This window comes from Hymenobacter pini, from assembly GCF_020421205.1.
GTDB classification, from domain to species: Bacteria; Bacteroidota; Bacteroidia; order Cytophagales; family Hymenobacteraceae; genus Hymenobacter; species Hymenobacter pini.
On the sequence record NZ_JAIZZH010000004.1, the window covers coordinates 100,806 to 114,500 of the forward strand.

Annotated in this window: 14 protein-coding genes; 9 read left to right on the plus strand and 5 right to left on the minus strand. The window is 54.3% G+C overall.

Going from position 1 to position 13,695, the window contains the following annotated elements; translation table 11 throughout:
* Nucleotides 1–40: 40 nt before the first annotated feature.
* Both LF252_RS16275 and glmM read right to left on the minus strand, forming a co-directional pair.
* The gene (locus tag LF252_RS16275) at nt 41–1,180 is read right to left on the minus strand and encodes a cysteine desulfurase family protein (RefSeq protein WP_226270642.1); all 1,140 of its coding nucleotides are present in this window, start codon (nt 1,178–1,180) and stop codon (nt 41–43) included.
* Nucleotides 1,181–1,355: 175 nt separating this feature from the next.
* Nucleotides 1,356–2,744 carry a phosphoglucosamine mutase gene (glmM, locus tag LF252_RS16280; protein WP_226270643.1) on the minus strand — a complete coding sequence of 463 codons (1,389 nt, stop codon included), beginning with the start codon at nt 2,742–2,744 and terminating at the stop codon, nt 1,356–1,358.
* A gap of 163 nt (nt 2,745–2,907) precedes the next feature.
* On the opposite strand from glmM, the gene mazG reads away from it, so the two are divergent.
* The 9 genes from mazG (at nt 2,908) to LF252_RS16325 (ending at nt 11,047) form a co-directional block, all read left to right on the plus strand.
* Nucleotides 2,908–3,714, plus strand: coding sequence for a nucleoside triphosphate pyrophosphohydrolase (gene mazG, locus LF252_RS16285; protein WP_226270644.1), 807 nt, complete (start codon nt 2,908–2,910; stop codon nt 3,712–3,714).
* A 278-nt stretch (nt 3,715–3,992) separates the two neighbouring features.
* A complete protein-coding gene (locus LF252_RS16290) occupies nt 3,993–4,874 on the plus strand; it encodes a MotA/TolQ/ExbB proton channel family protein (RefSeq protein WP_226270645.1) in 882 nt (293 codons plus the stop codon).
* Between the two features lie 73 nt (nt 4,875–4,947).
* Entirely contained in the window at nt 4,948–5,577 is a 630-nt protein-coding gene (locus tag LF252_RS16295) for an ExbD/TolR family protein (protein ID WP_226270646.1), read from the plus strand.
* Nucleotides 5,578–5,588: 11 nt separating this feature from the next.
* Nucleotides 5,589–6,110, plus strand: coding sequence for an ExbD/TolR family protein (locus tag LF252_RS16300; protein ID WP_226270647.1), 522 nt, complete (start codon nt 5,589–5,591; stop codon nt 6,108–6,110).
* Nucleotides 6,107–6,937 carry an energy transducer TonB gene (locus LF252_RS16305; protein WP_226270648.1) on the plus strand — a complete coding sequence of 277 codons (831 nt, stop codon included), beginning with the start codon at nt 6,107–6,109 and terminating at the stop codon, nt 6,935–6,937. Before LF252_RS16300 ends, LF252_RS16305 begins: the two co-directional genes overlap by 4 nt.
* A 231-nt stretch (nt 6,938–7,168) precedes the next feature.
* Complete coding sequence (locus LF252_RS16310) at nt 7,169–7,990, plus strand: energy transducer TonB (RefSeq protein WP_226270649.1); 822 nt, start codon at nt 7,169–7,171, stop codon at nt 7,988–7,990.
* Nucleotides 7,991–8,173: 183 nt separating this feature from the next.
* Nucleotides 8,174–8,428: a hypothetical protein gene (locus LF252_RS16315; protein WP_226270650.1), complete on the plus strand. Its 255-nt coding sequence runs from the start codon at nt 8,174–8,176 to the stop codon at nt 8,426–8,428.
* The gene (locus tag LF252_RS16320) at nt 8,415–9,377 is read left to right on the plus strand and encodes a PstS family phosphate ABC transporter substrate-binding protein (RefSeq protein WP_226270651.1); all 963 of its coding nucleotides are present in this window, start codon (nt 8,415–8,417) and stop codon (nt 9,375–9,377) included. The genes LF252_RS16315 and LF252_RS16320 overlap by 14 nt, the downstream gene beginning before the upstream one ends.
* Nucleotides 9,378–9,424: 47 nt before the next feature.
* Complete coding sequence (locus LF252_RS16325; RefSeq protein WP_226270652.1) at nt 9,425–11,047, plus strand: tetratricopeptide repeat protein; 1,623 nt, start codon at nt 9,425–9,427, stop codon at nt 11,045–11,047.
* Between the two features lie 77 nt (nt 11,048–11,124).
* Here the strand turns inward: LF252_RS16325 and LF252_RS16330 are convergent, their stop codons facing one another.
* The 3 genes from LF252_RS16330 to LF252_RS16340 all read right to left on the minus strand — a co-directional run bounded on the left by LF252_RS16330 (nt 11,125) and on the right by LF252_RS16340 (nt 13,678).
* Nucleotides 11,125–12,204, minus strand: a complete 1,080-nt coding sequence (locus LF252_RS16330; protein ID WP_226270653.1) for an RluA family pseudouridine synthase — start codon at nt 12,202–12,204, stop codon at nt 11,125–11,127.
* A gap of 115 nt (nt 12,205–12,319) precedes the next feature.
* Nucleotides 12,320–12,952, minus strand: a complete 633-nt coding sequence (locus LF252_RS16335) for an OmpH family outer membrane protein (protein ID WP_226270654.1) — start codon at nt 12,950–12,952, stop codon at nt 12,320–12,322.
* A 45-nt stretch (nt 12,953–12,997) separates the two neighbouring features.
* A complete protein-coding gene (locus tag LF252_RS16340) occupies nt 12,998–13,678 on the minus strand; it encodes an OmpH family outer membrane protein (protein WP_226270655.1) in 681 nt (226 codons plus the stop codon).
* Nucleotides 13,679–13,695 lie beyond the last annotated feature (17 nt).

Consider the following 13,695-nt stretch of genomic DNA (forward strand, 5'->3'; position numbering starts at 1 on the left):
CAGAGCGGGGCCCGGAAAACAGGTTAACACAGCCACGGACTTACGCTGGCACCTTGCGGTACATCTTGGCCAGTTGCTCAACGGCGTAATCAACTTCCTCAGCCGTATTGTACTTGCTCATCGAGAAGCGGATGGTGCCCCGGTTGGGGTCGGCGTTGAGGGCATTGAGCACGTGCGAGCCGGCATTAGCCCCGCTGGTACACGCTGAGCCACCCGATACTGATACGTGGTTGATATCGAGGTTAAACAGGAGCATCTCGTTCAGCTCCGAAGGTGGCAGGCTTACGCTCAGCACCGTGTATAGGCTCTGGTCGGCGTCGGCAGAAGTGCCGTTGAACTCCACCCCATCAATCTCCTGCCGTAGCCGCTCAATAAACCGGTCTTTTAGCCCCTGTATGTGGCGCTGATGCTCAGCCATCTCACGGTAGGCAATTTCCAGCGCCTTGGCTAGACCTACAATTCCGTACACATTTTCGGTACCAGCCCGCTGGTTACGCTCCTGTGAGCCGCCATGTATCAGAGCGTCTACCGTTTGGCCCGAACGACGGTACAGAAACCCGATGCCTTTGGGGCCATGAAACTTATGGGCCGAGCCTACCAGAAAGTTAGCCTTTAGCTGCTGCACATTGTGACGGTAGTGGCCCATCGTCTGCACCGTATCAGTATGGAATACGGCGTTGTGCTGGGCACAGATTTCGCCAATAACCTGAATATCATTGAGGTTGCCAATTTCATTGTTGGCGTGCATTAGGCTCACAAACGTACGCGGGTTGCTGGCCAACAGCTCATCGAGGTGGGCCAAGTCGAGGCGGCCCTGCGCATCGTGGCGCAGGTAGCTCAGTTGCATACCTTGTTTTTCTAGGGCCTGCATGGTGTGCAGTACGGCGTGGTGTTCCAGCGGCGAGGTAATGCCATGCTGCAGGCCTAAGGTGCGTACCGAGCCAAAAGCAGCGTAGTTGTCAGCCTCAGTTCCGCAGGAGGTAAATACAATTTCGGCCGGCGCAGCATTGATCAGGTGCGCAATGGTTTTGCGGGCGTTTTCGATGGCGGCGCGTACTTGCCGGCCGTGACCGTGAATGCTGCTGGGGTTGCCGAAGTGATTTTGCAGAAACGGCAGCATGGCATCCAGCACTTCGGGGTCCAGCGGCGTGGTAGCGGCGTTGTCGAAATACACGTTCATAAACAAAACGGAAAGCAGATGGAAACGCAGGAAGGAAAAGCGCCCGCAAAAATAGTGGTTTCCATTGGGCCAAGCCGCACAAGCTGCACCCGAACAAGCAACGAGCCATCTGCTCCCGCTAGTATTTGGGGCAGATGGCTCGTTTAATCGGCTTCCTCAGGAAACCGGTCGCAGCTTACTGGCTGATTATTTCCTTGATGTCGCCGATGATTTTGTTTGCCAAATGGTCGGCCGTGGCATTCGAGTCCGACTCGGCGTAAATCCGGATAATGGGCTCCGTGTTGGACTTGCGCAGGTGCACCCACTCCTTGTCAAACTCGATTTTCACCCCGTCGATGGTGTTCACCGGCTGCTTGGCGTAGCGCTTCTCCATTTCTACCAGCACCTGGTCGGTATTGATTTCGGGGGTCAGCTCAATCTTGTTCTTCGAGATGAAGTAATTCGGGTACGAAGCCCGCAGGCGCGTCATGGTCAGGCCGGTTTTAGCCAGATGACTCAGAAACAGCGCAATACCCACCAAAGAGTCACGACCGTAGTGCAGTTCGGGGTAGATGATACCACCGTTGCCCTCGCCACCAATTACAGCACCGGTTTCCTTCATTTTATTCACCACGTTCACCTCACCCACCGCGGCAGCGGCGTATTGGCCGCCGTGCTTTTCGGTCACGTCGCGCAGGGCGCGGGTGCTGCTCAGGTTGCTCACGGTGTTGCCACCGCCCAGTTGCTGCAGCACGTAATCAGCCACGGCTACCAGCGTGTATTCCTCGCCGAACATAGTACCGTCTTCATTCACCAGAGCCAAGCGGTCCACGTCGGGGTCTACCACAATGCCTAGGTCAAACGAGCCTTTTTCCAGCACCCGCGCAATGTCGCGCAGGTTCTCGGGTAGCGGCTCGGGGTTGTGGGCAAAGTCGCCGGTTGGCTCGCAGAACAGCTTTTCAATCACCTCCACGCCCAGTTGCTCCAGCAGCATGGGCACTGCAAAGCCACCGGTGGAGTTTACGGCATCCACCACCACCCGGAAGTTCTTGGCCTGAATAGCCGCCTTGTCTACCAAAGGCAGGGCCAGAATGGCGTTGATGTGCTCTTGCAGGAAAGTATCGTCGGTGGAGTAGCTGCCCAGTTTGGTCACGGGAGCAAACTCGAAGGCCTCTGAGTCGCCAAGGTTCAATACTTGCTTGCCCTCCACATCCGAGATAAACTCGCCCTTGCTGTTGAGAAGCTTCAGGGCATTCCACTGCTTGGGGTTATGCGAGGCCGTCAGAATAATACCGCCGCCCGCATGCTTGGCCGGCACGGCCATTTCCACGGTTGGGGTAGTGCTCAGGCCCAGATCAATAACATTGATGCCCAGGCCCTGTAGTGTCGCCGCTACCAGCCGGCTTACCATGTCTCCGGAAAGCCGGGCGTCGCGGCCGATGATGATGGTATTGTTATCGGTTTGCTGTAGTACCCAGGTGCCAAAAGCGGCTGCGTACTTCACCACGTCAATGGGCGTCAGACCGTCGCCGGCGGCTCCGCCAATGGTTCCCCGGATGCCCGAAATAGATTTGATCAGTGCCACTGTAGAGTTGCTGTGTTGAGGTGCGAAACGCAGGAAATGAGGCCGCAAAAGTAGCCAACTAAAGCTGGTTTCCCTACGAAAGAATTGGGCTGACGGATGTTCTGTCTGCCCCCGCTTGCATGTAGGAACAGTGAAAGCCGCCGAGCGTTGTATATTTGAGGTAATGGAATACACTTCTTCTGCCCGTCGGCCTCAGCAGCTGGTAGCCTTTGGCCGGCTGCTTGATGTGCTGGACCGCCTCCGGGCTGAGTGCCCCTGGGACCGGAAACAAACCCTGGAAAGCCTGCGTCACCTCACCATTGAGGAAACCTATGAACTCAGCGACGCCATCATCCGCCACGACCTGCCCGACCTGAAAAAGGAGTTGGGCGACGTGATGCTGCACCTGACGTTCTACGCTAAGATAGCCAGTGAACAGGGTGCCTTCGATATTGCCGACGTGCTAAACGCCCAGTGCGAAAAGCTCATTTTCCGGCATCCGCATATCTACGGCAACGTACAGGCTGATGACGAGGAAGCCGTAAAGCGCAACTGGGAGCAGCTTAAGCTGCAGGAAAAAGGAAATTCCTCCGTATTAGGTGGCGTGCCTTCCTCGTTACCGGCTCTGGTAAAGGCCATGCGCATTCAGGAAAAAGCCCGTGGGGCTGGCTTCGACTGGGAGAAGCCGGAGCAGGTATGGGAAAAGGTGCAGGAGGAGTTGGCCGAGTTTCAGCAGGAATTTGCCGCCGACCCCACCGAGGCAAGCTTCGAGCGGGCTGCTGCCGAGTTTGGCGATTTGCTGTTCTCCCTCATCAACTTTGCCCGACACGCGGGCATCAACCCTGAGGAGGCCCTGGAACGCACTAACCGTAAGTTCATTAAGCGCTTTCAGCACTTGGAAACCCAGGCAGCGGCCGATGGCCATGCTCTGCGCGACCTGACCCTGGCCCAGATGGATGTGTACTGGAACCAAGCAAAACAATTGCCGTAGTCAGCTTGCCAAAACCGCAAACAAAATAGCCTTTTTTTGAGGTGCACATGGTTTTAAAGCGTTTAAACCCATTTTTCATTTGGCGGCACTCAGGTTTTTTAATTAGGTTTGCCAAGGCTAGTTCTGTTTTTGTCACTGACTTTGCTCACGAGCAGACCCATCCCGCGTTAGTGGGGTGCGGGTGAGTAACTTTCCCGGCAAAACCGAACAGCCACTTTTTTTCATTTTTTCACACGTACGTCAACCTTTCACCAACAACCCACTAATTCTCCGGAACAATGGAACAAAAGAATGCCATGAACAAGCCCGCGGCCCGGCCCGCTGCTGCTCCAGCGCCGAAGGGCGATGCTAAAAGCGGTGGCTCGTCTGCGTTTGCAATTTTCGCCATCCTGTTTGCCCTCGTTTTCAGCGTAGTTATCTACGTATTCGTAATGGGCGACGGCAGCCACTTCCAAGGCGGCAACCACGATAACAACCCCGTTGCTGGTGACTACTTCGGCATCGTGTACAAAGGCGGTGTACTGGTACCCGTGCTGATGACCATGTTCCTGTGCGTAATCATCTTCTCGATTGAGCGCGCTCTGACTATTGGTCGTGCTAAAGGCACCAAGAGCATTGAAGCTTTCGTACGCACCGTGCGTCAGAAGCTGAACGTAAACGACATCACCGGTGCTATTGCCGCCTGCGACCAGCAGAAAGGCTCGGTAGCTGCCGTAGTGAAAGCCGGTCTGGGCAAATACCAGGAGATGGCTCGTGAGCGCAACATGGAGAAAGACCAGAAAGTACTGGCTATCCAGAAGGAAATCGAAGAGTCGACCGCTCTGGAACTGCCCATGCTGGAGAAAAACCTGGTTATCCTCTCTACCCTGGCTTCTATCGCCACGCTGGTAGGTCTGCTGGGTACGGTATTCGGTATGATCAAGGCCTTCTCGGCTCTGGCTCAAGGTGGTGCTCCTGACGCAGTAGGTCTGGCTAACGGTATCTCGGAAGCTCTGATCAACACCGCTCTGGGTATCGGTACCTCGGCTATTGCCATCGTTGCCTACAACTTCTTCACCAGCAAAATTGACGAGCTGACCTACAGCATCGACGAAGCTGGCTTCAGCATCATTCAGACCTTCGCTGCGCAGCACGGCGAAACCGAACACCACGCTGCGTAATTTTTAGTGCTCAGCTGAGCACTAAAGCGCACGCCAATTCGTTTCTGAAGTACGCTTTTCAACAACACCAGCAATGCCTAAAGTAAAGCCTCATAGAACCTCGCCGTCGTTGGATATGACCCCGATGGTGGACTTGGCCTTCCTGCTGGTGACCTTCTTCATGCTCACCACCAAGTTTGCCCCGGAAGAGGCCGTGGTGGTGGACACGCCGTCTTCAACCTCGGAAATTCGCCTGCCGGAGTCGCACGTAATCACCATTGCGGTGGACGACCAAAAGCGCGTGTTTTTCGGTGTTGATGACGACGCTATCAAGTCTGATTTGCTGACGCAAGTGGGCGCGAAATACGGTGTGAGCTTCACGCCTTCGCAGATCCAGGCCTTTAAAGGCGTTGCCTCCAGCTTTGGTACCCCTATCGAGAAAATGCCTGCCCTGCTCAGCCTCGACAGCGAGCAGCGCAAGAATGTAAAGCAGGAAGGTGTTCCGGCTGACTCGGTAAACAACCAGCTGATGGAATGGGTACAAACCGCTCAGCGACTAAGCGTGAAATCAGCCTACGGTAAGCCGGCTTTCGTTGCCATTAAAGGTGACAGCAAGACCGACGTACCGACTGTGAGAAAGGTCATCCAGCTGATGCAGGAAAAGAACATTAACAAGTTCGAACTGATTACCGACCTGGAAACGAAACCCGTAGCCGGTAAGTAACCCGCACAGACATGGCAGAAATACAACAACAGGCCGACTCCGGTAAAGGAGGTAAGAAGCGGGCCAAGAAAATGTCGACCAAAATCGACATGACCCCGATGGTGGACTTGGCCTTCCTGCTTCTGACCTTCTTTATGTTGACGACGACGTTCAGCAAGCCTACCGTTATGGAAGTAGCCATGCCGGTAAAGCCGAAGCCGAACGATCCGGAGCCCCCGGCAATCAAAGAATCCAATGCTCTGACGGTACTGTTGGGCGAGAACAACAAGGTCTATTACTATGATGGCCTGTTGAGCGCTTCCCAAAAGCCAGAGCTGAAACTTTCCAACTATAGTGCCGATGGCATTCGGAAAGTGCTTTTGCAGCGCAACCGCAACCCGCAACTGGTTGTGCTGATCAAGCCAGTCGACAAGTCGAACTATAAGAACATGGTCGATATTCTGGATGAGATGAACATCACGAATACCAAAAAGTATGCGCTGGTGAACATCACGAAACCCGACGAAGAACTTATTCAATCTTCTGGATTATGATGGACAACGCACAGTTGGCCAAAGCAACTCTCGACGACATCGTTTTCGAGGGGCGCAATAAGGCCTATGGAGCCTACGTAATCCGGCGGATCTACGGCAAGCACGTTACCCGCGCCGTTCTCATCTCTATTGCGCTGTTTGCTCTTTTCATTGCGTTTCCTCTGGTGGCGCGTATGCTGAAGAAAGACGAAGTAGTGGCGGATGAGAAAATGCTGAAGGTAAACGTGCTGGAAGCGCCGCCGCTGGATGCGACTAAGCCGCCACCCCCACCGCCGCCACCACCAGACGCGCCGCCACCACCGCCACCCAAGCTCACCACGGTAAAATTTGTACCGCCGGTTATCAAAAAGGATAACGAGGTGCAAAAGCAGGAAGAAATTCCGGACCAGGAAGAGCTGAAGGAAAAGGTGGTAGCTAACGAAACCGTGAAAGGCAACACCGACAACCCCGCCGACTTGGCTGGTTTGGAACCCGGTGAAGGCACGAAAGCGGTAGAGGAAGTGGTGGAAACTAAGCCTTACACCTACGTTGAACAAATGCCGGTATTTCCCGGTGGCCAGGAGGCACTGCTCAAGTACATTGCTGAGCACATCAAGTACCCCGCCATGGCACTGCGCAACCAGGTTGAAGGCCGCGTATTTATCAAGTTCGTAGTAGGTCCCGATGGATCGGTTACGAATGCGGAAGTACAGAAGGGTATTGGTGCCGGTTGCGACGAAGAGTCGCTACGGGTTATCAAAAACCTGCCCCGCTTTACTCCTGGTAAGCAAAATGGTCGCGCTGTATCCGTGTATTACACGGTGCCCGTAACCTTCGCTATCAAGTAAGCTACCTGCTCAGCGGCTCCGGCCACTGACACTCAGAAGCCCCGAATCAGGCAGAAGCCTGGTTTGGGGCTTTTGCTTTCTGTACCGCTGAAAAAATTATGCGGCACACATACTATCGCCTCATATATAGCCGTTGAGTAGTTGAAAGCCAGCCGATAAGAATCCGTTATGCTATAACTGGCTAGGTAAGAACTTGTGCCGATTTCTTCATTCACTTATCCCTTATATATCATGACCACATCCCCACACACCGCCCTCCCCTCCCTCGACGACATTGTATTTGAGGGGCGCAACAAAGCGTATGGAGCGTATGTGCTCCGCCAAACGTATGGCCAGCATATCCGAAAGGCCTCAATCATCGGGGTTAGTTTGGCCGCCCTGCTATTAGCTGTGCCAGTAGTGGTACAGCGCATCTGGCCCGCCGCTCCGCCGGTGGTTGAGGTTCCGGTAGAAATACCGGTAGTAACGCTCATTCGAGACCCCAAGATTGAACAGACGGTGCAGCCAGTGGCACCAACTGCCCGCCCCACAATAGTGGTGACGCCGCCTCGTGTCTTTCCAAGCCGTATTGTTCCGGATGACCAAGCCCCCATCGACAAGCCGGAAGACCAGCTTACTGCGTCACCCATTGACGGCCCGGTAGCAGTTGGTACGGTTCCCCAGACTGGTATTGGGGGCTTGGAAGGTATTGGCACGGGCAATGATACAGCCTCAAAACCTGCCGCCCCAGCCGTAACCGAGCCTTTCATCCATGTAGAGGAAATGCCGGAATTTGCAGGCGGAACGGCCGCTTTGACCAAATATCTGCAGCGTAATCTGCATTATCCGTCCCAGGCGCTTCGGGCCGGGGTGGAGGGCAAAGTGTTTATTTCCTTCACTGTGAATGCCGATGGCACCATTCAGGATGTAACCGTGCTGAAAGGGCTGGGATTTGGCACTGACGAGGAGGCCAGCCGCGTAATCCGGCAGATGCCGGCTTGGAAGCCCGGGTATCAGAATCACCATGCGGTGCCGGTACGGTATTCCCTGCCCATCACCTTCAAATACGAGTAGGCCTGGTTTACATATAGCCGTAGTTGAATTGATTTTTAGGAAGTCAAAAAATAGCTGGTTTGCTTTCAACCAGCTGTTTTTTGGCTTTTTTTGCGGTGTAATCCGTAGCTGGGTAGTAACCTGCTGAACAAAATAGCCGCAAACTGGCGTTTACTGGATACTTACCTGCTCATCTTACCTACTATGTCTGACCTGCCTCCCACCCACGAACGACTTGGCAATCGTAGCCAATCGTCAGTGGTCCGTTATTTTACGCTCGTTATGTCGGTGCTTTACGTAGCCTTGGGGGTAGTCCTCTGGCTGGCACCGGCTGGGGCGTTCAATCTTCCTACTACGCCTCGCTATCTGCTGGCGGCAGTCTTCGTATTTTACGGAATCATTAGATTTGTCCGCACCTATCGGCAACATTTCAAAAAAAACCAAGATGACGCACGCTAAGATTTTAGGTGCAGGCGCCTGCCTCGTGTTAGGCACTTGGCTGACGGGCTGCGGTAATAACTCATCTTCCGGCTCCTCGCAGCCGCTTGATACCCCTACCAGCGGTACTATCCGCATTGGGATAGATGAAACGTTTGCGCCTATCCTGAAGTCACAGGTTGATACCTTCCAGAAGCTGTACCCGGATGCCCACGTAAATGCCAGCTACCGGCCCGAGTTAGACGTAATGCAGGCGTTTATGGCTGACAGTATTCGGCTGGCCGTAGTGGCCCGGAGGTTATCGGCTGATGAGGAAAGCCGGTTTCAGCAATTAAAGATTGTTCCCCGCGCCATTCGGATTGGGGTTGATGGAGTGGCTATTATAGTGCACCCCAGCAACCCTGACTCGTTGATGACCATGGCGCAGCTAAAAGGCATTTTTACGGGCCAGTTCACGCAGTGGAAACAGCTCAGCGGTACCAATACACTGGGTGGCATTACGGCGGTGTTTGACAATAACAACTCCAGTACTGCTCGCTTCGTGCAGGACTCCGTTACGCGGGGCGCGGCTCTTACGAAAGGAGTATATGCCTCCAAATCGAACCCAGCGCTGCTCGATTACGTTGCTACTCATCCCAGCGCTATTGGCGTAATTGGAGTGAACTGGATTAGTGACCGGGACGACTCAGCTGTGCAGAAGTTTCTGAAGCGCGTGCGCGTGGTGGCAATTAGTCCGAAAGCCACCGGGTCAACTCCCGAAGACTATATTCAGCCCTACCAAGGATACTTAGCTCAGAAGAAATATCCGTTGCGCCGAGAGCTGTACGTAATAAGCCGGGAAGCTAGGGCCGGACTTGGCACCGGTTTTGCATCCTTCCTGGCAGGAAATAAAGGTCAGCTCATTATGCTGAAATCGGGCTTGATGCCTGCAACCGGTCAGGTTCGCATGGTAGAAGTAAAGCCCAACTAAGTTTGCTCATCTCCCTCTCCAACGACTTTTCACTAAACCTTTTGCACATGAACCTCAAGCCCTGGAAGCTCACGCTCCTCGCCGCTTTATCAGTTACCGGTTCGGCCGCTCTTGCTCAGACTAGCCCCCAGAAAGCCATTGAATTGGAACGCTACGGTGAGGCTCGGTCCGCACTACTCCGTGCTCCGCAGTCGAATGAAACGAACTTTGAGTTGGGTCGCCTGTATCAGATGCGCGACATGCCCGACTCAGCTGCCTACTACTTCAACCGGGTTTCGCTGAACCAGAAGGACCCCATGACGATGGTAGCCGCTGGTCGCGCTGCCTTGGCGCAGGGGAAAACTGCCGAAGCTGAAATTCAGTTTGACAACGCCGTGAAGGCCTCTAAAGGCAAAGACCAGAAGGTGTACACGATGATTGCGCAGGCTTACGCGGAATCCAATGTGAAAGACACCGGCAAGGCTTTGCAGTACGTGAGTGCTGGCGAAAAGCTGAACAAAGGCAAAGATGACCCAGCTCTGATGATTGCGCGCGGCGACATCTATCTGAAGTCGGAAACGGGTGGTGGTGAAGCCATGAACAGCTACGAGCGGGCCTCACTGGCCGACCCCAATAACGTGCAGGCGTACGTGCGTAAGGGTCAGTTGAACATGCGTGCTCGTACGTACAACGAAGCAAAAACCAACTTCGACAAGGCCATCAGCATCGACCCCAACTACGCCCCGGCTTACAACTCGCTGGCTGAGACGTACTACTTCGCGGGCCGTTACGACGATGCTTTGTCGCAGTTCCAGAAGTATACCTCGTTGGCTGAGAAGTCTTCGACCACAGATGCTAAAAACGCGTCCTTCTTGTACCTGACCAAGAAGTATCCGGAAGCACTGACGGAGGTAGACAAAGTGTTGGCGAAAGACCCCAAAAACCTGACCATGCTTCGTCTGCGGGCCTACAGCCTCTACGAAACCGGCAAAAACGACGAGGCCCTGGCTGCTATGCAGCAGTACCTGGACGTAGCTCAAGCCAACAACAAAGTAATTACCGAGGACAACGTGTACTACGGTAAGATGCTGATCAAAGGTGGCAAAACCACTGAAGGTGCAGCCATCATCAAGAAGGCTATCGACGCTGACCCCAAGAAAGCGTCAGAGTTGCAGAACGAGCTGGCGCAGGCCTACCTGGCGGCTAAGGATTACCCAAATGCCATTACTACTCTGAAAGCCCGGATGGCTGCTAACAAGGGCGGTGAGCTGACGGATAAGGTGTACTTGGGCCGTGCATATGAGCTGAATGGCCAGTATGCCCAAGCCGACAGTCTGTACGGCGTAGTACTGACGGAACGTCCGAACTACATTCCCGGTTACCAGATGCGCGCCCGCGCCAATGCTAACCAGGATAAGGACTCGAAGCAGGGTCTTGCCAAACCGTACTATGAGCAGTACATCAAAGTAGCTGGTGCCGCTGAAGATGCAAGCAAGTATAAGTCGGGCCTGATTGAGGCCAACAAGTACCTGGGCTACTACTACTACCAGAAAGGCGACAAGACTACTTCGCTCCCCTACTGGCAGCAGGCCCTGGCATTGGACCCTAACGACCAGCAAGCCAAAACGGCCATTGCTGAAATTACGAAACCAGCCAAAGCCCCCGCTAAGGCGCCTGTGAAGCGCAAATAATTAGCGCGTACAGTGCAAGAAAAAGGCCCGCTACTTGGTAGCGGGCCTTTTTGCGTTTACAACGGCTACTAAGCGCCTTATAGGTGCTCGGCGGCGTACTTATCCCACTCAGCCAGCACGGCTTCAAAATCAGCGGGCAATTCGGCTTCAAACTGGACAAACTCACGCGAGATTGGGTGCTCGAAGCCCAACGACTTGGCATGAAGTGCCTGCCGGGGCATTAGCTCCAGCATTTTTTCCGCGAATGCTTTATAGGACCCTGTACGCTGACCGTAAACAATCTTGTCGCCGCCGTAGGTGGCATCTCCGAACAGGGGGTGCCCAATGTGCTTCATATGTGCCCGTATCTGATGGGTACGGCCGGTTTCTAGGTTGCACTGCAGCAAAGCCACTTTGCCGAAGGAGCGTAGCACTTTATAATGCGTTACGGCATGCTTGCCCTGCTCCCCATCTGGGTACACCGCCTGCACCTTCCGGTCCTTGAGGCTGCGCCCGATATGGCCCCGGATGGTACCGGCTGCTTCTTTGGGTACACCCCACACCAAGGCCAGGTACGTACGCTCAATGGTGTGGTGGAAAAACTGATTGGAAAGGTGCGTCATGGCAAATTCCGTTTTACCAATCACCAGCAGCCCCGACGTATCCTTGTCGATGCGGTGCACCAGGCCCGGACGAATTTCTCCGTTTTTTCCGGTAGGCAGGTTCTGAAGGTGATACGCAAGGCCGTTGACTAGCGTACCGTTCCAGTTGCCGAACGCCGGGTGCACTACCAGCCCGGCCGGTTTATTCACAATGAGCAGCTCGGCATCCTCGTAACGAATATCGAGGTCCATAGGCTCGGGTACTACCTTAAATTCCCGCGGAGGCTCGGGCAGCGTAATGGTAATGGTGTCGCCGGGCTTGACGCGGTAGTTAGACTTCACCGGCCGGTCGTTCACCTGCACAGCTTCAGCTCGAATAGCGTTCTGAATACGGGTGCGCGAGGTGCTGGGCAGACGGTTCAGCAGGAACTTATCCAAGCGCAGCAATTCCTGACGCCGGTCGGCCGTGATGCGGTGGTGTTCATACAACTCATCCCCTTCCTCTTCTATTTCCACGTCCGGCGGCACGGCAGCAGTAGGTAGCAAGGACGTGGTCAGGTCTTCTTCGGGCTCCATTATAAACGCGGAATTGCAGCCTTACACCGTAAGACCGGGGTTCTATAAAACAGTAACAGCCGGAGCAAATGCTCCGGCTGCACGGTTGTGAGAATGTTTCAGAAGTGGCCGGGCCTTACTTCTTAGTCTTGGTTTTGGTTTTGCTGGCGGCGGGTACGGCCGAAGGAGCCTGGGCAGCGGGCGTTGTTACTTTAGGAGCAGCCGGGGCAGCAGCACCGGGCGTAATGCCCATTTTCTTCAGAATCAGGTCCGATACGTCGCCGTCTTTAGGGCCGTGCAGCAGCACCGGGCTGGCTCCGTCGGAGTTCAGGATGTACGTATAGCCGTTTTCTTCGGCCACCGCGTCAATATTCTTCTGCAGCTTGTCCAGGGCCGGCTTCAGCAAGGCCTGCTGCTTTTGCTGCAACGACATTTCGGCGTTCTGCTGGAACTCCTGCATCGACTGCTGCAGGTTCTGCAGTTCCTTCTCCTTATCGGCTTTCACAGGGTCAGGCATGGTGGCACCGCCCTTCTGATAAGCTTCCAGCTTCGTGCGAAAATCGTTTTGCTTGGCATCCAGCTGGTTTTTGAGCTGGGTGCTGTAATCTTTCAACTGCGACTCAATCTGCTTGCTCTCGGGCATCTGGCTCAGCACGTATTCCACGCTGGTATAGCCAATTTTCAGCGGTGCGGCCGTCTGTGCCATCGAAGCCGTTGCCGTAGTGAAGGTGAGGGCGGCAGCAGCCAGCGCAACGCGGAATTTGTTCATGGTGGTCATCAAAAAGAAAAAGGTCAGAGAGTTAGATGCGTAAAGTTACTTTTTTCGGGTAGATGGCCGCGCCGGCATTTTGGCGGGTTGCTTCCCGGCTACCGGTTCCTCCTCCGCGTTAGCATCGGTGGCGGGTGTCTGGGGGGTAGCCACGGTTTTCACGGGTCCTTTCTGGCCGGGCTGGTTGCGCTCCTCCGAGGCTAACCCCAGTTCCTCCAACACAAACTCCGTGTAATCATGGATGGGGTTGGTGTAGAGCATAGTCAGGTCGCCGGACTTGTCGAACACAATGGCCAATTGCTTTTTCTTGGCTACTTTCTCGATGGCCTCAAACACCTTGTCCTGCACCGGCTTGGTGAGTTCCTGGCGCTTCTTGAAAAGCTGACCTTCGAACCCAAAGATTTTGTTCTGGTAGGCTTTGATATCCTGCTCCTTCTTCAAAATCTCATCCTGCCGCTTTTTTTTCATGGCTTCCGTAAGAACCACTTCTTCGGCCTGATAATTCCGGTACAGCTTATCCAGGTCTTTTTTTTGCGTCTCAATGTCCTTCTGCCAGTTAGCCGACAGGGTATTGAGTTCCTGCTGAGCCTGCGTGTAGGCCGGCATCTTGCTCAGAACAAACTCTGAATCGACGTAGCCAAACTTTTGTGCCTGCGCTTGGTGCGGCACTGCAGCAGTTCCCAGCAAAGTCAGCAACGCCACCACCCATAATCCAAACTGTTTCATACTGATACGTGAAGATA